Origin of the sequence: Pseudomonas sp. NFPP28, assembly GCF_900115535.1 — a bacterium.
Classification (GTDB): domain Bacteria; phylum Pseudomonadota; class Gammaproteobacteria; order Pseudomonadales; family Pseudomonadaceae; genus Aquipseudomonas; species Aquipseudomonas extremorientalis.
Map to the genome: position 1 here is coordinate 153,216 of NZ_FOWT01000008.1, position 17,111 is coordinate 170,326.

General features: G+C 61.9%; 22 protein-coding genes. 5 read left to right on the forward strand and 17 right to left on the reverse strand.

The window, feature by feature from the left end; all coding sequences use genetic code 11:
• The gene (gene trmB / locus BM110_RS21095; RefSeq protein WP_058426548.1) at positions 1 to 726 is read left to right on the forward strand and encodes a tRNA (guanosine(46)-N7)-methyltransferase TrmB; all 726 of its coding nucleotides are present in this window, start codon (positions 1 to 3) and stop codon (positions 724 to 726) included.
• 141 nt (positions 727 to 867) lie between these two features.
• Here the strand turns inward: trmB and BM110_RS21100 are convergent, their stop codons facing one another.
• The 9 genes from BM110_RS21100 to BM110_RS21140 form a co-directional block, all read right to left on the reverse strand.
• Positions 868 to 1,191: a DUF3392 domain-containing protein gene (locus tag BM110_RS21100; RefSeq protein ID WP_058426549.1), complete on the reverse strand. Its 324-nt coding sequence runs from the start codon at positions 1,189 to 1,191 to the stop codon at positions 868 to 870.
• 18 nt (positions 1,192 to 1,209) lie between these two features.
• On the reverse strand, positions 1,210 to 2,412 hold the full coding sequence (hemW, locus tag BM110_RS21105; RefSeq protein ID WP_093514116.1) for a radical SAM family heme chaperone HemW: 1,203 nt from the start codon (positions 2,410 to 2,412) through the stop codon (positions 1,210 to 1,212).
• Entirely contained in the window at positions 2,409 to 3,005 is a 597-nt protein-coding gene (gene rdgB / locus BM110_RS21110) for an RdgB/HAM1 family non-canonical purine NTP pyrophosphatase (RefSeq protein ID WP_025859581.1), read from the reverse strand. The genes hemW and rdgB overlap by 4 nt, the downstream gene beginning before the upstream one ends.
• Positions 3,002 to 3,436 (reverse strand): DUF4426 domain-containing protein, encoded by a 435-nt coding sequence (locus BM110_RS21115; RefSeq protein ID WP_092241971.1) that lies wholly within the window; start codon positions 3,434 to 3,436, stop codon positions 3,002 to 3,004. Before BM110_RS21115 ends, rdgB begins: the two co-directional genes overlap by 4 nt.
• 21 nt (positions 3,437 to 3,457) lie before the next feature.
• Positions 3,458 to 4,078 carry a methionine biosynthesis protein MetW gene (metW, locus tag BM110_RS21120; RefSeq protein ID WP_034109956.1) on the reverse strand — a complete coding sequence of 207 codons (621 nt, stop codon included), beginning with the start codon at positions 4,076 to 4,078 and terminating at the stop codon, positions 3,458 to 3,460.
• A 7-nt stretch (positions 4,079 to 4,085) separates the two neighbouring features.
• Positions 4,086 to 5,225, reverse strand: coding sequence for a homoserine O-succinyltransferase MetX (locus tag BM110_RS21125; RefSeq protein ID WP_071490374.1), 1,140 nt, complete (start codon positions 5,223 to 5,225; stop codon positions 4,086 to 4,088).
• 119 nt (positions 5,226 to 5,344) lie between these two features.
• On the reverse strand, positions 5,345 to 5,935 hold the full coding sequence (locus tag BM110_RS21130) for a YggT family protein (RefSeq protein WP_025859579.1): 591 nt from the start codon (positions 5,933 to 5,935) through the stop codon (positions 5,345 to 5,347).
• Between the two features lie 9 nt (positions 5,936 to 5,944).
• A complete protein-coding gene (proC, locus tag BM110_RS21135) occupies positions 5,945 to 6,763 on the reverse strand; it encodes a pyrroline-5-carboxylate reductase (protein ID WP_092241973.1) in 819 nt (272 codons plus the stop codon).
• A gap of 33 nt (positions 6,764 to 6,796) precedes the next feature.
• The gene (locus BM110_RS21140; RefSeq protein ID WP_093514117.1) at positions 6,797 to 7,483 is read right to left on the reverse strand and encodes a YggS family pyridoxal phosphate-dependent enzyme; all 687 of its coding nucleotides are present in this window, start codon (positions 7,481 to 7,483) and stop codon (positions 6,797 to 6,799) included.
• Between the two features lie 57 nt (positions 7,484 to 7,540).
• Here BM110_RS21140 and BM110_RS21145 point away from each other — a divergent pair, with 57 nt between their 5' ends.
• Positions 7,541 to 8,575, forward strand: coding sequence for a type IV pilus twitching motility protein PilT (locus BM110_RS21145; protein ID WP_093514118.1), 1,035 nt, complete (start codon positions 7,541 to 7,543; stop codon positions 8,573 to 8,575).
• A gap of 126 nt (positions 8,576 to 8,701) precedes the next feature.
• On the opposite strand, the gene BM110_RS21150 is transcribed toward BM110_RS21145, so the two are convergent.
• Complete coding sequence (locus tag BM110_RS21150; RefSeq protein ID WP_071490370.1) at positions 8,702 to 9,337, reverse strand: C40 family peptidase; 636 nt, start codon at positions 9,335 to 9,337, stop codon at positions 8,702 to 8,704.
• Positions 9,338 to 9,605: 268 nt separating this feature from the next.
• On the opposite strand from BM110_RS21150, the gene BM110_RS21155 reads away from it, so the two are divergent.
• Positions 9,606 to 10,016: an NINE protein gene (locus BM110_RS21155; protein WP_162276412.1), complete on the forward strand. Its 411-nt coding sequence runs from the start codon at positions 9,606 to 9,608 to the stop codon at positions 10,014 to 10,016.
• 146 nt (positions 10,017 to 10,162) lie between these two features.
• Here the strand turns inward: BM110_RS21155 and BM110_RS21160 are convergent, their stop codons facing one another.
• The 7 genes from BM110_RS21160 to gshB all read right to left on the reverse strand — a co-directional run bounded on the left by BM110_RS21160 (position 10,163) and on the right by gshB (position 16,049).
• On the reverse strand, positions 10,163 to 11,434 hold the full coding sequence (locus BM110_RS21160; RefSeq protein ID WP_093120635.1) for a dihydroorotase: 1,272 nt from the start codon (positions 11,432 to 11,434) through the stop codon (positions 10,163 to 10,165).
• Positions 11,431 to 12,435, reverse strand: coding sequence for an aspartate carbamoyltransferase catalytic subunit (locus tag BM110_RS21165; protein WP_058426561.1), 1,005 nt, complete (start codon positions 12,433 to 12,435; stop codon positions 11,431 to 11,433). Before BM110_RS21165 ends, BM110_RS21160 begins: the two co-directional genes overlap by 4 nt.
• 24 nt (positions 12,436 to 12,459) lie before the next feature.
• Positions 12,460 to 12,966, reverse strand: a complete 507-nt coding sequence (gene pyrR / locus BM110_RS21170; protein ID WP_093120638.1) for a bifunctional pyr operon transcriptional regulator/uracil phosphoribosyltransferase PyrR — start codon at positions 12,964 to 12,966, stop codon at positions 12,460 to 12,462.
• Between the two features lie 73 nt (positions 12,967 to 13,039).
• Complete coding sequence (ruvX, locus tag BM110_RS21175) at positions 13,040 to 13,477, reverse strand: Holliday junction resolvase RuvX (protein ID WP_003195067.1); 438 nt, start codon at positions 13,475 to 13,477, stop codon at positions 13,040 to 13,042.
• Entirely contained in the window at positions 13,477 to 14,046 is a 570-nt protein-coding gene (locus BM110_RS21180; RefSeq protein WP_071490368.1) for a YqgE/AlgH family protein, read from the reverse strand. The genes ruvX and BM110_RS21180 overlap by 1 nt, the downstream gene beginning before the upstream one ends.
• A gap of 67 nt (positions 14,047 to 14,113) precedes the next feature.
• Positions 14,114 to 15,019: an energy transducer TonB gene (locus BM110_RS21185; protein ID WP_058426564.1), complete on the reverse strand. Its 906-nt coding sequence runs from the start codon at positions 15,017 to 15,019 to the stop codon at positions 14,114 to 14,116.
• Positions 15,020 to 15,095: 76 nt separating this feature from the next.
• Positions 15,096 to 16,049, reverse strand: coding sequence for a glutathione synthase (gene gshB, locus BM110_RS21190; RefSeq protein WP_028618297.1), 954 nt, complete (start codon positions 16,047 to 16,049; stop codon positions 15,096 to 15,098).
• Positions 16,050 to 16,288: 239 nt separating this feature from the next.
• On the opposite strand from gshB, the gene pilG reads away from it, so the two are divergent.
• On the forward strand, positions 16,289 to 16,696 hold the full coding sequence (gene pilG, locus BM110_RS21195) for a twitching motility response regulator PilG (RefSeq protein WP_071490365.1): 408 nt from the start codon (positions 16,289 to 16,291) through the stop codon (positions 16,694 to 16,696).
• 46 nt (positions 16,697 to 16,742) lie between these two features.
• On the forward strand, positions 16,743 to 17,108 hold the full coding sequence (gene pilH, locus BM110_RS21200; protein ID WP_014720320.1) for a twitching motility response regulator PilH: 366 nt from the start codon (positions 16,743 to 16,745) through the stop codon (positions 17,106 to 17,108).
• Positions 17,109 to 17,111: the final 3 nt, after the last annotated feature.

Consider the following 17,111-nt stretch of genomic DNA (forward strand, 5'->3'; position numbering starts at 1 on the left):
ATGACTGAATCAAACGAAACGCCGAACACCCTGGAAGCAGGCGACGAGTCCAAGCACCGCCGCATCAAGAGTTTTGTGATGCGCGCCGGTCGCATGACCGAAGGCCAGCAAAAGGGCCTGGAGCAAGGCACGCCGCTGTTCGTGTTGCCATTGGCCGACGCGCCGGTGGACTACGACCAGGTGTTCGGCCGTTCGGCCCCGCGTTCCCTGGAAATCGGCTTCGGCATGGGCCACTCCCTGCTGGAAATGGCCGCCGCTGCGCCGGACCAGGACTTCATTGGCGTGGAAGTCCACCGCCCAGGTGTCGGCGCGCTGCTCAACGGCGTGTTGACCCAAGGCCTGACGAACCTGCGGGTCTATGACTGCGACGCGATCGAAGTGCTCAACCGCTGCATCGCCGACAACAGCCTTGATCGCCTGATGCTGTTCTTCCCGGACCCATGGCACAAAGCCCGTCACCACAAGCGCCGCATCGTCCAGGCCTCCTTCGCGGAACTGGTGCGCAGCAAGCTGAAAGTGGGCGGCATCCTGCACATGGCCACCGACTGGGAACCCTACGCGGAGTACATGCTGGAGGTGATGAACGTCGCCCCCGGCTACCGCAACCTGGCTGAAGACGGCAAATGCGTGCCACGCCCGGCCGAGCGGCCGATCACCAAGTTCGAGCGTCGTGGTGAGCGGCTGGGGCATGGGGTGTGGGATCTGAAGTTCGAGAAGCTGGCGTAACTCCCCATTAGCTTGAAATGCAATTCAATGTGGGAGGGGGCTTGCCCCCGATAGCGGTGGATCAGTCAGCTTATCTGTAGCTGACCCAAAGCATTGGGGGGCAAGCCCCCTCCCACATTTGTTTTCGCAGTGTGCCTTGGATCAGCGGCGGTCTGCGACTACGCCGATCAGTACCAGTACCACGATCAACACCGGCGCCAGGCTGTAGTTATTGAACTGGCTCAACCCCCGCACAATCCACGGCGTGGCATAGATCAGCGCCGCGCCGCTGCCGATCATGCACACCAGCGCCATCAACGGCACGCGCAACGCACCCGCGATGCTGCCCAGGCGTGCTTCGATCCAGCCCTTGATATCGGCGCCGAACAGCACCAGCAGGCAGCCCACGAGGGCCAGGGAGATTTCCGACAGGTTGCTGCGGCTCCAGCGGGATACGGTGGCGAGCAGGTCGAGTACCAAATCCATTCGATTTCCTTAAGAGCGTCAGCTCAAAAACTTCTGCAACAGATCATTGAGAAAGAGTTGCCCGCGGTCGGTCGCCGCCAGGCGTGACGGTTCGACCTGCATTAAGCCACTTTGTTCTGCCTCGCGGCGGCCTTCATCGAGGCTCGCCAGATCCAGACCGGTACGCTCGGCGTAGAGCCTGGCATCGACCCCTTCGGTGAGGCGCAGGGCGTTCATCAGGAACTCGAATGGCAACTCTTCGTTGGTCAGCTCCTTCGCGCCGGCCTGGAAGCTTTTGGCCGGGTTGAGGTAGTCCTTCGGTGCACGGGTCTTCCAGGTGCGTACGATGCGCCCGTCCGGATGGCTGAGCTTGCCGTGGGCGCCGGCACCGATGCCGATGAAGTCACCGAAGCTCCAGTAATTGAGGTTATGCCGCGCCGGGCGACCTGGTTGGGCATAGGCCGATACTTCATATTGCGCGTAGCCGTGTTCGGCGAGCAACGCCTGGCCGGCTTCCTGGATGTCCCACAGGGTGTCATCTTCCGGCAGTGCAGGCGGCTGGTTCCAGAACACGGTGTTGGGTTCCAGGGTCAGCTGGTACCAGGACAAGTGCGTCGGCTTCAGCGCGATGGCCTGGCGCAAGTCGCTCAAGGCATCGTCCAGGGACTGATCGGGCAGCCCGTGCATCAAGTCCAGATTGAAGTTATCGAACCCGGCCTGGCGCGCCATGCCGGCGGCACGTACGGCTTCGTCGCCATTGTGGATGCGGCCCAGGGCCTCAAGCTTTTCCTGCTGGAAGCTCTGGATACCGATGGACAGGCGATTGATCCCCAGCTTGCGATAGGCCACGAACTTTTCTTGCTCGAATGTGCCGGGGTTGGCTTCCAGGGTGATCTCGATATCGCTGGCAAACGGGATGCGGGCTTCCACGCCCTTGAGCAACCGCCCCAACGCTGCGGCGCTGAACAGGCTGGGCGTGCCGCCGCCGAAGAAGATCGAACTGAGTTCGCGGCCATGCACTGCGTGCAGGTCCTGATCGAGGTCGGCCAACAGGGCGTCCACATACTCCTCTTCCGGCAGCACTTTACTGGCGGTGTGGGAGTTGAAGTCGCAATAAGGGCATTTGCGCACGCACCACGGGATATGGATATACAGCGCCAGGGGCGGCAGCACAGGCAAGGCCGCCCGAGGTGTTTGCGCGCCGCCGTGGATCAGCGGCTGCGCAGAGGTGTTCAGGGTCATTTCAGGCTCAGGCGTTGGCGCAGCAAATCCATTGCGCGGGCACGGTGGCTGATCTGGTTCTTGTCGGCCGGGCTCAGTTCGGCACTGGAAACGTTACGTTCCGGCACCCAGAACAACGGGTCATAGCCAAACCCATGCTCGCCGCTGGCCGCATGCAGGATGCGCCCGTGCCACAGGCCTTCGCACAGGATCGGCAGCGGGTCATCGGCATGCCGTACCAGGGCCAGCACGCAGACGAACTGTGCGCCGCGCTCGGCGTCCGGTACGTCCTTGAGCGCGTCCAGCAGCTTGGCGTTGTTGGCGGCATCGCCCTTGCCGTCGGCGTAGCGTGCCGAATAAATGCCCGGTGCGCCGCCGAGGAAATCGACGGCCAGCCCCGAGTCATCCGCCAGCGCCGGCAGGCCGGAGATGCGTGCGGCGTTGCGTGCCTTGAGGATAGCGTTCTCGACGAACGACAGGCCGGTCTCTTCCGGTTCCACCTGGCTGAACTCGCCAATCGAGCGCAACTGCACGGAGTCGCCGAGCATGGCTTGCAGTTCTTTGAGTTTGCCGGCGTTATGGCTGGCCAGTACGAGTTGGGTGAGGTTCATTATTCCGCCGGAAACAGTTCCTGGTTGAACTGGAAGCTATGGGCTTTGCCGCCGGTTTCAACGTTGATGGTAAACGTCTTGTATTCGCGCTGCGTCACGGAGTAGGGCGCCAGGTAATTAATGCCGCCTTTCTCGTTGATCTGCTTGAACGTCAGGACTTCACTCTTGCCGCCCAAGTCCTTGATGGTGCCGGTCACTTGCGCGGCCACCGGGGTCACGCCCTTGATCACCGTCACGTTGATCAAGCCCTTTTCCTTGCTGCGCACCACGCCGACGGCCTGGGCGGTTTCCGGTTGCAGGAAGCTGGAGGTGAACGTGTTGTAGTGGACGGTGATATCGCCGAAGTCTTTCTTGCGATTGGCATCGATAGCGTCGGCGGCCAGGGCGCTGGCGCCCAGGCACGCGGTCAATAGAAATACAGCCAGGCGTTTCATGAGCGTCCCTCTTGAAGATGATTAGACGGCAATCTTGTGGTCCGTCAGGCCAGGACTGCTGACCCTGTAAATACCGATTTCGCCCAACAGATTGGGCCATAGTTTACTTGCCCAGCCGTGACGATGCTGTTGATCGACGGCAAGGCGGTTGATCACCTTGGCTTCACGCTCACTGCACAGGGCTTCGAAGTCTTCGAAGGTGCAGAAATGGATGTTCGGCGTGTTGTACCAGGTGTACGGCAGAAAGTCCGACACCGGCATGCGGCCCTTGGTGGCCAGGTACCAGCGGCAGCGCCAGTGCCCGAAGTTGGGGAAGGTGATGATGCACTGGCGGCCTACGCGCAGCATTTCGTCGAGGATGCGGTCCGGGTAGTGCACCGCCTGGAGGGCCTGGGTCATCACCACGATGTCGAAGCTGTTGCTGGCAAAGTTGCCCAGGCCCTTGTCCAGGTCCTGCTCGATCACGTTGATGCCCTTGGCCACGCACTGGGCGATGTTGTCCGGGTCGTTTTCCAGGCCGTAGCCGGTGACTTGCTTGTTGTCGCGCAGCCAGCTCAGCAGTTCGCCATCGCCGCAGCCCAGGTCGAGCACGCGGCTGCCGGCGGGGATCCAGTCTTGGATGATTTCCAGGTCGGCTCTCATGGCGTTCTCACACAGTAATCCGGTTCATGTAATTGCCGAACGCCTGCAAGTAACGCGGGATCGGGATCAGGAAGGCGTCGTGGCCTTGCGGTGCATCGATCTCCAGGTAGCAGACGTCCTTGCGTGCAGCCATCAGCGCGTCCACCAGCTCGCGGGAGCGGGCCGGCGAGAAGCGCCAGTCGGTGGTGAAGGACATCACGCAGAACTTGGCCGTGGCGCCTTCGAAGGTTTTCGCCAGGTCGTCGTCGTGGTTGGCGGCCGGGTCGAAGTAGTCCAGCGCCTTGGTCATCAGCAGGTAGGTGTTGGCGTCGAAACGCCCCGAGAACTCCTCGCCCTGGTAGCGCAGGTAGCTTTCCACCTGGAACTCGACGCTGTGGAAGTCGTAGTTGAGCTTCTCGCTCTTGAGGCCACGGCCGAATTTCTCGCCCATGGAATCATCGGACAGGTAGGTGATATGCCCGACCATCCGCGCCAGCATCAGGCCGCGCTTGGGAATCACGCCGGCTTCCTGGAACGAACCACCGTGGAACTCCGGGTCGGTGAGGATGGCCTGGCGCGCCACTTCGTTGAAGGCGATGTTCTGCGCCGACAGCTTGGGGGCCGAGGCGATTGCCAGGCAATGGCGCACGCGGTCCGGGTAGGTGATGGTCCATTGCAGCGCCTGCATGCCGCCCAGGCTGCCGCCGATCACTGCCGCCCACTGGTTGATACCCAGCAGGTCGGCGAGGCGCGCCTGGCTGTGCACCCAGTCTTCCACGGTGAGCACCGGGAAGTCGGCGCCGAACGGCTTGCCGGTTTCCGGATTGAGGCTGCTGGGGCCGGTGGAACCGTTGCAGCCGCCCAGGTTGTTCAGGCTGACCACAAAGAACTTGTTGGTGTCGATGGGCTTGCCGGGGCCGATGCAACTGTCCCACCAGCCGGGCTTGCGATCCTCGGCAGAGTGGAAACCGGCCGCGTGGTGATGGCCGGACAAGGCGTGGCAGATCAGCACGGCGTTGCTCGCCGTGGCGTTCAGTTGGCCATAGGTTTCATAGATCAGGTCGTAGGCAGGCAGCGAACGGCCACAGGCCAGGGCCAGCGGTTCGCTGAAGTGCGCCACTTGGGGCACGACCAGTCCAACAGAATCGGGGGGAAAGGCAGCTGGCATCGACCCTGCTCTCGTTTAAATGAGGCGTAAGTCTAAAGACCGCTGCACCTAGCGGCAAGCAATGGCCTGAGCGGTTTGAAATGTGGGAGGGGGCTTGCCCCTCTCACATTTGCTTTGCGTCAGATCAGCAGGCGCAAAATCTCCGGCATCCCGGTCATGGCCGCCAGGTTGTTGATCACCAGCATGTCCAGCAACTTGAGCACCATGAACGCCAGGATCGGCGAGATATCCAGGCCGCCGAGGTTCGGCAGCAGGCGGCGGAATGGCGCCAGGGCCGGCTCGCAGATCTGGTTCACCAGCTCGGCGCCAGGGTTGTGGCTACCGGGGGCGACCCAGGACAGGATCACGCTGATGATCAGGGCGAAGAAGAAGATCTTCAGGAACAGCGCGGTCACGCCGATGATGGCCCAGATCAGCAACTGTACGAAATTGCCGGTGGTGCCGTAGGTCAGCAACAGGGTCAGCGCCATCAAGGCCAACTGCACCAGGATTGCCAGCACCAGCGACGACATGTCCAGGCCGAACAGGCTCGGGATGATCCGGCGCAATGGCTTGAGCAGCGGCTGGGTGGCCTTGACGATGAACTGGCAGAGCGGGTTGTAGAAGTTCGCACGCACCAGTTGCAGCACGAAGCGCATCAGGACGATCAGCAGGTACAGGCTGCCGAGGGTTTGCAGCACGTAGACGGCTGCGGTGTTCAAACCAATCATGTTGGCTCCTTATTTGCCCAGTTGTTCGGCGAGTTCCGCCGAGCGGCGCGCAGCGGCACCCAGTGCTTTTTCCACCAGGGCTTCAAAGCCCCCGGCCTGGAACGACTCGATGGCCGCCTGTGTGGTGCCGCCCGGCGAGGTCACGCGGCGGCGCAGCTCGGCGGCGTCCACATCGCTGGACACCGCCATGCGCGCAGCACCCAGGGCGGTCTGCTCGGCCAGTTGTTCGGCAACGTCCTTGGACAGTCCCAGCTTCACGCCGGCGGCGGTCATGGCTTCGATCAGCAGGAAGAAATACGCCGGGCCGCTGCCGGATACGGCGGTGACCGCGTCCAGTTGCTGCTCCTGTTCCAGCCACAGCGCGACGCCCACGGCGGACAGCAGTTCTTGCGCCTGGTCGCGTTGTTCGGCGCTCACTTGGGCGGTGGCGTACAAGCCGCTCACGCCCTGGCTGACCAGGGCTGGCGTGTTGGGCATGCAGCGCACGATCGGCTGTGCGCCGAGCCAGGTGTTCATGCTGGCGCAGGTGATGCCGGCCGCAATCGACACCACCAGCTGATGCGGCTGCAGGCTTGGGCGCAGGCTTTCGCACACCGCCTTCATGGCCTGCGGCTTCACTGCCAGCACGATCACGTCGACGCCCTGGATGGCCTCGGCGTTGTCGGCAAAGGTTTCAATACCGTGCTCGGCGCTGACGCGGGCACGGGTGTCTGCGCCCGGGTCGCTGGCGCGGATCTGCGCGGCATCCAGGCCCTTGGCCCGCAGGCCACCGATCAGGCTGGCCGCCATGTTACCGGCGCCGATAAAGGCTATACGCGTGTCTCTCATGACAGGTCCTTAGCTAAATGGAAGTCAGCCATTTCATGGCTGGCCGTAGTCGCGGGCGCCAAACAGGGCGGTACCGATCCGCACCCAGGTGGCGCCTTGGGCAATGGCCGACTCAAGGTCGTGGCTCATGCCCATGGAAAGTGTGTCCAGCGGCAGGTTCAAACTGGCTTGCAGCTCGCGCACGGTGGCGAAGGCTGCATCTTGCGCGGCGCGCTCTTCGGTCGGCTCGGGGATTGCCATCAGGCCACGCAGCTTCAGGCGCGGCAGGGCGCTGATAGCGTTGGCCAGGGCTGGCAGGTCGGCGGGTGTACAGCCGGACTTGCTGGCTTCGCCGCTGACGTTGACCTGAATGCAGATGTTCAGCGGTGGCAGGTCGGCCGGGCGTTGTTCGGACAAGCGTTGAGCGATTTTCAAGCGGTCCACGGAATGCACCCAAGCGAAGTTCTCGGCAATAGCGCGCGTCTTGTTCGATTGAATGGGGCCGATGAAGTGCCAACTCAAGGGCAGGTCGGTTAATTCGGCCTGTTTGCCCATGGCTTCCTGCAGATAGTTCTCGCCAAAATCGTGCATCCCGGCGGCATAGGCTTCGCGCACGGCTTGCGCGGGTTTGGTCTTGCTCACGGCCAGCAGGTGGATGCTGCTTGCGTCACGTTGCACGGCGTCGGCTGCGGCGCGGATGCGCTGGCTAACCTGGCCGATGTTGTCTGCTATCGTCGACATTCAAGATGCGCCCGTGGATATGGAGTCCGCGGCATTCTACTGGAAATGGAAAGCCCTATGGATATCACTGAATTACTCACGGCCAGCGTGCGCCGTGGCGCCTCCGACCTGCATTTGTCCGCCGGACTGGCGCCGATGCTGCGGGTGGATGGGGAGGTCTGGCCGCTGGACGGGCCGGTGCTTTCACCCCCGCAAGTGGCCGACTTGTTGAGCCCATTGCTCAATCAGCACCAACAAAAGGATTTCGAAACATCTCTTGAAACGGATTTTGCCTTCGAACTGCCCGGTGTGGCGCGCTTCCGCGCCAACGTGTTCCGGCAGGAGCGGGGCATGGGCGCGGTGTTTCGCGCCGTACCGTCCGAGGTCCAGAGCCTGGAGCGCCTCGGCCTGGGGGAAGTGTTCCAGCGTATCGCCCAGCTGCCGCGCGGCCTGGTGCTGGTGACCGGCCCTACCGGCTCGGGCAAGTCCACTACCCTGGCGGCGATGATCGACTTTCTCAATCAGCATCGACGCCAGCACATCCTCACCCTTGAAGACCCTATCGAGTTTATCCACAAGCCGAACATGGCATTGATCAACCAACGCCAGGTGCACCGCGACACCCATAGCTTTTCGGTTGCCCTGCGCTCGGCGCTCAGGGAAGACCCGGACGTGATCCTGGTGGGTGAACTGCGCGACCTGGAAACCATCCGCCTGGCCCTGACGGCGGCTGAGACCGGGCACCTGGTATTCGGCACCTTGCATACCTCGTCGGCGGCAAAGACCGTGGATCGGCTGGTGGATGTGTTTCCGGCGGGGGAAAAGGCCATGGTCCGCTCGATGCTGTCGGAGTCGTTGCAGGCAGTAGTGTCCCAGGTGCTGGTGAAGAAGATCGGCGGGGGGCGGGTGGCGGCCCATGAAATCATGTTGGGTACGCCGGCTATTCGCAATCTGATCCGTGAGGACAAGGTGGCGCAGATGGTCTCGGCGATCCAGACGGGTGGGGCGCTGGGGATGAAGACGTTGGATATGAGCTTGAAGACGTTGGTCGGGGAGGGGGTGATCAGTCGGGAAGAGGCGCAGCAGAAGGCGAGGGTGCCTGGGGAAATATGAAGGTCCAAATGTGGCAGGGGCTTGCCCCCGATAGCAGTGGATCAGTTAGCTTATTTGTAGCTGATCCACGGTAATCGGGGGCAAGCCCCCTCCCACATTGTTCACCCACCGCACTCCAGCCTGGAATCAGCGCTGGACCACCCGCAGGTTGTTCTGCTCTTTGGGCAATACCCGCTTGGCAATCACGTAGTTCTTGTCCCAGAACGGTTTCTTCAGCGTGTCGATGCTGACCGCTTTGCCACGGCGTGGTGCGTGGATGAAACGGTCGTTGCCCAGGTAGATGGCAACGTGGTTCACCTGGCGGCTCTTCAATTTGAAGAACAGCAGGTCACCCGGTTTCAAGTCCTTGCGATCAACCTTCTGCCCGTGGCCGGCGGCCATGGCGTTGGAGGTGCGCGGCAAATCCACGGCGGCTACGTCGTTAAACGCATATTTCACCAAGCCGCTGCAGTCGAACCCTTTACTTGGGCTGCTGCCGCCCCAACGATAAGGAGTACCGAGCACGTTGACGGCGCGGCTGAGCACGGTGCTGCTCTGCCTGGTGTTGACGCCTACCAGGCCGGCCGTTGCCTTGCCGTGGGCCTTGCTCAGTTGAGTCGGGCGGTTGACGGTCAGCTTGACCGACTTGGCGGTGCTTGGCGTGCTGTGGACTTTAGGGGTGAAACCGTTAACGTTGGGAAGTCGTTGCTCACGATTGGTGGCGTGGGCGGCCAGTGGCATTAATAGGCAAATGGTTAGCCATGTCTTGAAAAATGGTCGCATTAGGCGTGGCTCTTATGGGTTTGCGCGCAACTTTATAACAGCTTTTTGTGTCGTTCTCAGGCCGTTTGTCGACTGAACCTTGACGTCAAAATCAGGAAAAACGCGACGATTCGCCGCAATTGTCCTACACAAGTCAGGTGGCATAAGGCTTTCAGGGCAGGGAAGATACCATTTGCCGTACGTCGGGCGCCCGTAAAAAAGTCACAAAGAAAATGAAAAAATTTATCTATCGAGGCAAAAGAGGTACGCGATGAACACCTATCAGCAGATTGGCGAGCAGCAAGACACCCACAGCAAGGTCATCGGTTACCTGCTGTGGATTTTCGGTTTTACCGGGGCGCATCGCTTCTATTACGGCAAGCCGGTGACCGGAACGATCTGGTTTTTCACCTTTGGCTTGCTGGGTATCGGCTGGCTGATCGACCTGTTCCTGATCCCGGCCATGGACCGTGAAGCGGACCTGAGGTTTACCGCCGGACCCATCGAATACAACGTGGCCTGGATCCTGTTGGCGTTTCTCGGGGTATTTGGCGTGCACCGCATGTACCAGGGCAAATGGATCACCGGCCTGATCTACCTGCTGACCGGCGGTTTGTTCCTGGTTGGGGTGCTGTATGACTTCTGGACGTTGAATACGCAGATATCGATCCGCAATGCCGAGCGCAACAGCGGCCGCTGATCTTTAACTTCTGGTGGAGATCAACATGTGGGAGGGGGCTTGCCCCCGATAGCGGTGGATCAGTCAGCTTATCTGTAGCTGACCCACTGCAATCGGGGGCAAGCCCCGTCCCACATTGATCATGCCCACATTAGAGGTGGGATTTTTCAGGCCGGGTAGCTGATGCGGCCATCCACCAGGGTGTAACGCACCGTCGCCGGCAGGCTATGGCCGATGAACGGGCAGTTTTCACCTTTGGATAGCCATTGCTCCCCCGCAATCGTGGAACTGGCCGGATCAAAAAGCACCAGGTCCGCCGCCGAACCCACCGCCAACTTGCCCGCTGGCAGGCGCAAGGCCTCGGCCGGGCCGCTGCTCAGGCGTGCCAACAATGTCGGCAAGTCCAGCAACCCATCTTCTACCAACGTCATCGCCAGAGGCAGCAACAGTTCGACACTGCTGATGCCCGGCTCTGTCGCGCCAAACGGTGCCAGCTTGGCATCCCTCTCATGGGGCTGGTGATGGCTGGAAATCGCCGAGACCACACCGGATTTCACCGCCGCGCGCAAACCGTCGCGGTCAGCCAGGGTACGCAGTGGCGGTTGCACGTGGTACAGGCTGGAGAAGTCGATCAGCGCTTCGTCCGTCAGGATCAGCTGATAAAGCGCCACATCCGCTGTCACCGGCAATCCACGGGCCTGGGCCTGGGCGATCAGGGCCACGCCCCGCGCGCTGGTCAGCTGGCTGAAGTGCGCGCGCACGCCGCTTTGTTCCACCAGCAGCAGGTCACGGGCCAGGGCCACGGTCTCGGCGGTTTCCGGGATGCCCGGCAGGCCGAGGAAGCTGGCCACGGCGCCTTCATGGACCAGGCCGCCTTCGGCCAGGTCACGGTCCTGGGAATGGAAGATCACGGTAAGGTCGAAAGTCGCCGCGTATTCCAGGGCACGTAACAGCGTGCGGGTACTGCGAAAGCTATCCAGGCCGTTGCCGAAGGCCACGCAACCGGCGTCGCGCAGGGCGATCAGTTCGGCGAGTTGTTCGCCTTCCAGGCCTTTGCTCAAGGCGCCGATAGGGAACACTTTGCAGTTGCCGGCTTCACGGGCGCGGTCGAGGATCAGCTCGGTCACGGCCGAGGTGTCCAGCACCGGCCTGGTGTGCGGTGGGCAGCACAGGCTGGTTACCCCACCGGCTGCGGCAGCGCGGGTTTCGCTGGTGATATTGCCCTTGCGGCTGTAGCCCGGCTCGCGCAGGGCGACGTTCAGGTCAACCAGGCCAGGCGCGGCCACCAGGCCTTTGGCGTCGATCGTCTCGCTGGCGCTGAAGCCTGCGGGCGCGGCGCCAATGGCGATGAGCTTGCCGGCGTCCAGATGCAGATCGGTAACTTGATCCAGGCCACTGGCCGGATCGATGACGCGGGCGCCGAGGATGCTGAGCTTCACTGGGCGTTCTCCTGCTCGAATTGACGTTGCGCGGTTTGCCCGCTCATGGCCATGGACAGCACGGCCATGCGTACGGCGATGCCGTAGGTCACCTGGTTGAGGATCACCGACTGCGGACCGTCGGCCACCGCCGACTCAATCTCCACGCCACGGTTGATCGGGCCCGGGTGCATCACGATGGCATCCGGCTTGGCGCCGGCCAGGCGTGCGGTGGTCAGGCCGAACAAACGGTAGAACTCGCCTTCGCTCGGTAGCAGGCCACCGGCCATGCGCTCGCGTTGCAGGCGCAGCATGATCACCACGTCCACATCCTTGAGGCCTGCGGCCATGTCGGTGTAGACCTTCACGCCGTACTGTTCGATACCGATGGGCAACAGGGTTTTCGGCGCAATCACGCGGATATCCGGGCAACCCAGGGCTTTGAGGGCCAGCATGTTCGAGCGCGCGACCCGCGAATGCAGGATGTCGCCGACGATGGCCACCGAGAGATTCTCAAAGCTGCCTTTGTGCCGACGAATGGTGAGCATGTCGAGCATGCCCTGGGTCGGGTGGGCGTGGCGGCCGTCACCGCCGTTGATGATCGCCACCTGCGGGCACACGTGTTCGGCGATGAAGTGCGCGGCGCCGGAGTCGCCGTGGCGTACCACGAACATGTCGGCGGCCATCGCTTCCAGGTTGCGCAGGGTGTCGAGCAGGGTCTCACCCTTGCTTGCCGACGAGGTGGACACGTTCAGGGTGATTACATCGGCCGACAGCCGCTGGGCGGCCAGTTCAAAGGTGGTGCGGGTGCGGGTGGAGTTCTCGAAGAACACGTTGCAGATGGTTTTGCCGCGCAACAGCGGGACCTTCTTCACCGCCCGGCCACCGACTTCGAGGAACGAGTCGGCGGTGTCGAGGATTTCGGTGAGCAGTTCGCGGGGCAAACCGTCGAGCGACAAGAAGTGTCGCAACTGGCCCTGAGCATTGAGCTGCAGCGGGCGCTTGGCATCTAGAGGCGTCATCGCGGGGACTCTTTACAAGGCGGTTTAAAGGGCGAGGTCTTGCAGTTCGAGTACGAGCGGCGTGGGACCGAGCAATTTTACCCGTTGATGGGCTTCTAGCGACAGGGTGGCGCCGACCACATCCGGGCTGATCGGCAATTCGCCGGCGTCCAGGTCCAGCAGGCACACCAGGGTCACGCTGGCCGGGCGGCCATAGTCGAACAGTTCGTTCATGGCGGCACGGATGGTGCGACCGCTCATCAGCACGTCGTCGATCAGCACCAGGTGCTGGCCTTCGATCTCGAAAGGCAGGGCCGACGGACGCACTTGTGGGTGCAGGCCGTTCTGGCTGAAATCGTCGCGGTAAAAGGAGACGTCCAGGGTGCCCAGGGGCGAATCGCTGCCCAGTGCTTTCAACAACGCCTGGGCCACCCACACACCGCCGGTGCGAATACCGATGAAGCGCGGCTCGCTGATGTTACGGTGTTGCAGATGGGCCGTGAGGCTGGTGGCCATCTGGCTGATCAGTTCGGCGGGGTTCGGCAGGCTCATGCAGGCTCCTTCAGGACCTTGGCGCAGGCAAGGTCCGGGCTCAAACGTAAAAAGACGCGGCAAGCCGCGTCTGTCAGGATTCAAATAAAGCGGTGTTTTCATCCAGCCAACCCTGCAACAGCAGGGCGGCGGCGATGGCGTCTACCGGGTTGTCGCGGTAGCTGCCTTTCTGCCCGCCACGGTCGCGTCGCTCGCCTTTGGCTTCAAAGGTGGTGAGGCGTTCGTCGTGGGTATAGAAGGGCAGGTTGTAGCGGCCATTGAGGCGGCGGGCGAATTTTTCGGCACGCAGGCACATGTCGCTGGGGGTGCCGTCCATGTTCAGGGGCAGGCCGACCACGACCGCGTCGGGCTTCCACTCTTTGATGAGGGCTTCAACCTGGTTCCAGTCCGGCACGCCGTTCTGGGCTTTCAAGGTGCACAGCTCACGGGCCTGGCCGGTGATCACCTGGCCTACGGCTACGCCGATCTGTTTGGTGCCGTAGTCAAACCCGAGGATCAGACGCAAAGCCATCAGGCGTGTCCCGCCTGGCTGGTCAGCAGGTTGAGGTTGATCCCCAGCGTCGCCGCAGCTGCGTCCAGGCGCAGTTCACTGGCGGTGTTGAACAGGATGTCGGCGTCGAACGGGCAGGTCAGCCAGGCATTGCTGGCCAGTTCGGCTTCCAATTGGCCGGCTTCCCACCCCGCGTAACCGAGGGTGATCACGCTTTGCTCAGGCCCCACGCCGTCGGCGATGGCGAACAACACGTCCTGGGAAGTGGACAGCGATACGCCGTCCAGATCGACCGTGGCCTGGAACTTCGGCCCGCTCGGGTGCAGTACAAACCCACGATCAGTCTGCACCGGCCCGCCGATGTAAATCGGCACGCCCTGGCACCGGGCCGGCGGGTCAAGCTCGGGGCGCAGTTGCTCAAGGATATCCGCCAGGTTCAGCTCTTGCGGGCGGTTGACCACCAACCCCATGGCACCATTGGCCGTGTGCTCGACGATGTAGGTCAAGGTCTGCGCAAAGTTCGGGTCGGCCATATGGGGCATGGCGATCAGGAATTGATGCTTGAGGTAGGTCGGGCTGACGTTTTTCATGTTCGATAGTGTGGCGGTGGAGGGGCGAACTGACAAGCTGGTGATGTGCCACAGCTGGTAATTGTCATCAATTGCTCGACAGCCGATCACCCTTGGCAAACTTCCAGGTGCGGATGATTTCCAGGCGGTCGACGTCGTTCAAATCGCCGCTGAACGGCGCAAAGGGCGCGGCCAGGCGCACGATGCGCTGGGCGGCCTGGTCCAGCAACGGCTGGCCGGACGACTCGAGCACCTGCACTTCATAGAGCGTGCCGTCGCGGTTGATTGACACCAATAGTCGCAAATTTCCGTAAATCTGCTGGCGTCGGGCTTCCTCAGGGTAATTGAGGTTACCGATACGCTCGACCTTCTTGCGCCACTCGTCTTTGTACCAGGCGCCTTTGTCGCGCATGGTCGATGCGGCGTTCAGCCGATAGATGCGCGGGCGCTTGGCGTACAGCTGCTGTTCGTTGGCCAGTTCGGCTTCGAGGCTGGAAATTTCGTCGGACAGGGTCGAACTGTCGAAAGTCGGTGCCGGTTTTACAGGCTCGGGCGTGGGTTCGGTCTTGGTTTTTTCGCGCTGGGCCGGGGCTTTCTGCGGTTTGGGTGCGATGGTGGTCACGGCGGGCTTGGGCGCTGCCTGCTTGACCTCCGGCTTGGGCGCCGGTGGTGGGGTGACTTTGTTGACCTTGTTGTCCTGGAACGGCGCCACTTCGGTGGTCTTCGGCACGGCTTTCTTGTCGAGGGTGCCGCTGCCTTGCTGGTTGTCCTGGGCGAGAAAGTCAGCCTTCTCGGGCTTCTTTTCGCTCTTGAACGTGGCGAGGGTGATTTCCAGGGTCTGGGTGATTTGCTTGGGTTCGACCATGGTGAAACCCACGCCGAGGATCAGGGCCAAGTGAATCAACGCTGCCAGGAACAGGGTAAATCCGAGCCGATCAGCCGGGCGCACGCCGCTGTGGGAGAGTTCGGGGGGTAGCTCGGACGGGAGTGTCATGACAAAAAACCAACATCGCGCGTTTCACAGGTGGGGCATGATAGCGCAATGTTGGTGCGTGTCCGGCTGTTCTATATCACTTGGCTTGCAGCTTGCGCTCAATGGCGGCCATCAACATTTCGCCGATGTTCGTGCCAAATGCGTTGTCGATCTCGCGAATGCAGGTGGGGCTGGTGACGTTGATTTCGGTGAGGTTCTCGCCGATGACGTCCAGTCCCACGAACAGCAGGCCTTTTTCGCGCAGGGTCGGGCCAACCTGGGCGGCAATCCAGCGGTCCTTGTCCGATAGAGGGCGGGCTTCGCCACGACCACCGGCCGCCAGGTTGCCACGGGTCTCGCCGGCGGCCGGGATGCGCGCCAGGCAGTAGTCCACCGGCTCGCCGTCAATCATCAGGATGCGCTTGTCGCCGTCCTTGATCGCCGGCAGATAGGCCTGGCCCATGATCTGCTGGGTGCCCAGGGCGGTCAGGGTTTCCAGGATCACCGACAGGTTCGGGTCGCCGGCGCGGTGGCGGAAGATCGAGGTGCCGCCCATGCCGTCCAGCGGCTTGAGGATCACATCACCATGCTTGGCAGCGAACTCGCGCAGCACATCGGCGCGGCGGCTGACCACGGTCGGTGGTGTGCACTGTGGGAACAGGGTGGCGAACAGCTTTTCGTTGCAGTCGCGCAGGCTCTGCGGCTTGTTGACGATCAGCACGCCGGCGCGCTCGGCCTGCTCCAGCAGGTAGGTGGAGTAGACGAATTCCATGTCGAACGGCGGGTCCTTGCGCATCAGGATCACGTCCAGGTCGCTCAGTGGGCTGTCGATTTCGTCTTGCAGCTCGAACCACTTCTCAGGGTTGGCAAACACCTGCAGCGGGCGCATGCGTGCGCGGGCCTCGCCGTCACCCTGGTAAAGATCGCGCTGCTCCATATAGAACAAGGTCCAGCCGCGGGCCTGGGCGGCCAGGAGCATGGCCAGCGAGCTGTCCTTTTTATAGGAAATGCTGGCGATAGGGTCCATGACAATGCCGACGCGAACGCTCATGGGGGATTTCCTCTAGCAAATTAGGGCGCATAAAAGTGGCGTCAGAGTGGCGCTGCGGCTGTTGTGGGTCAAGGAAAAACCACCTGGCCGGTTGCTCGATAGATTGCGCCCGGAGACTGTGCTAAAAAGACTGCCACGGCGCAGCAGCCCTTGAATTCCAAGGCTTGCGGCGCTCATCCTGTGCAACATCAGGCAGTACACACCGAAAACCGATTCGCTGTGGCGATGGCAGAGCAGATATGGAACAGCATTCCAACGCCTTGAGAGTGATGGTGATCGACGATTCGAAGACGATCCGCCGCACCGCCGAGACCTTGTTGAAGAACACGGGGTGCGATGTCATCACGGCCATCGACGGTTTCGATGCCCTGGCCCGGATTGTGGATCATCACCCGCACATTATTTTTGTCGACATCATGATGCCGCGCCTGGATGGCTATCAGACCTGCGCGCTGGTGAAGAACAACCCGGCGTTCAAGTCGATCCCGGTGATCATGCTGTCGTCCAAGGACGGCTTGTTCGACAAGGCCAAGGGGCGCATCGTGGGTGTCGATCAGTTTTTGACCAAGCCTTTCAGCAAGGAAGAACTGCTGGGCGCGATCAAGGCCTACGTGCCAGGGTTCGCCGTAGTAGAACAAGCACACTGACGCCGCCTCACAAGGGCCGGCGTCCACCTATGTAGTGGGGAAAACCATGGCACGTGTTCTGATCGTCGACGATTCGCCGACCGAAATGTACAAACTGACCGGCATGCTGGAAAAGCACGGCCACCAGGTCCTCAAGGCTGAAAACGGTGCGGATGGCGTGGCCCTGGCCCGCCAGGAAAAACCCGACGCCGTCCTGATGGACATCGTGATGCCGGGCCTCAATGGCTTCCAGGCCACCCGCCAGCTGTCCAAGGAGCCGGAAACCAACGGCATCCCGATCATCATCATCACCACCAAGGACCAGGAAACCGACAAGATCTGGGGCGCACGCCAGGGCGCCAAGGACTACCTGACCAAGCCGGTGGATGAAGAAACCCTGATCGCCACCCTGAACAAGGTGCTGGCCGGCTGACGG

Coding starts and splice junctions, on each gene's coding strand:
- BM110_RS21100 (WP_058426549.1), bottom strand. CDS start 1,191: ATGGATTTGGTACTCGACCTGCTCGCCACCGTATCCCGCTGGAGCCGC.
- BM110_RS21165 (WP_058426561.1), bottom strand. CDS start 12,435: ATGACGCCTCTAGATGCCAAGCGCCCGCTGCAGCTCAATGCTCAGGGC.
- ruvX (WP_003195067.1), bottom strand. CDS start 13,477: ATGGCTTTGCGTCTGATCCTCGGGTTTGACTACGGCACCAAACAGATC.
- pilG (WP_071490365.1), top strand. CDS start 16,289: ATGGAACAGCATTCCAACGCCTTGAGAGTGATGGTGATCGACGATTCG.
- metW (WP_034109956.1), bottom strand. CDS start 4,078: ATGAGAGCCGACCTGGAAATCATCCAAGACTGGATCCCCGCCGGCAGC.
- hemW (WP_093514116.1), bottom strand. CDS start 2,412: ATGACCCTGAACACCTCTGCGCAGCCGCTGATCCACGGCGGCGCGCAA.
- gshB (WP_028618297.1), bottom strand. CDS start 16,049: ATGAGCGTTCGCGTCGGCATTGTCATGGACCCTATCGCCAGCATTTCC.
- BM110_RS21145 (WP_093514118.1), top strand. CDS start 7,541: ATGGATATCACTGAATTACTCACGGCCAGCGTGCGCCGTGGCGCCTCC.
- trmB (WP_058426548.1), top strand. CDS start 1: ATGACTGAATCAAACGAAACGCCGAACACCCTGGAAGCAGGCGACGAG.
- BM110_RS21125 (WP_071490374.1), bottom strand. CDS start 5,225: ATGCCAGCTGCCTTTCCCCCCGATTCTGTTGGACTGGTCGTGCCCCAA.
- BM110_RS21115 (WP_092241971.1), bottom strand. CDS start 3,436: ATGAAACGCCTGGCTGTATTTCTATTGACCGCGTGCCTGGGCGCCAGC.
- proC (WP_092241973.1), bottom strand. CDS start 6,763: ATGAGAGACACGCGTATAGCCTTTATCGGCGCCGGTAACATGGCGGCC.
- pyrR (WP_093120638.1), bottom strand. CDS start 12,966: ATGAGCCTGCCGAACCCCGCCGAACTGATCAGCCAGATGGCCACCAGC.
- pilH (WP_014720320.1), top strand. CDS start 16,743: ATGGCACGTGTTCTGATCGTCGACGATTCGCCGACCGAAATGTACAAA.
- BM110_RS21130 (WP_025859579.1), bottom strand. CDS start 5,935: ATGATTGGTTTGAACACCGCAGCCGTCTACGTGCTGCAAACCCTCGGC.
- BM110_RS21185 (WP_058426564.1), bottom strand. CDS start 15,019: ATGACACTCCCGTCCGAGCTACCCCCCGAACTCTCCCACAGCGGCGTG.
- BM110_RS21140 (WP_093514117.1), bottom strand. CDS start 7,483: ATGTCGACGATAGCAGACAACATCGGCCAGGTTAGCCAGCGCATCCGC.
- BM110_RS21180 (WP_071490368.1), bottom strand. CDS start 14,046: ATGAAAAACGTCAGCCCGACCTACCTCAAGCATCAATTCCTGATCGCC.
- BM110_RS21150 (WP_071490370.1), bottom strand. CDS start 9,337: ATGCGACCATTTTTCAAGACATGGCTAACCATTTGCCTATTAATGCCA.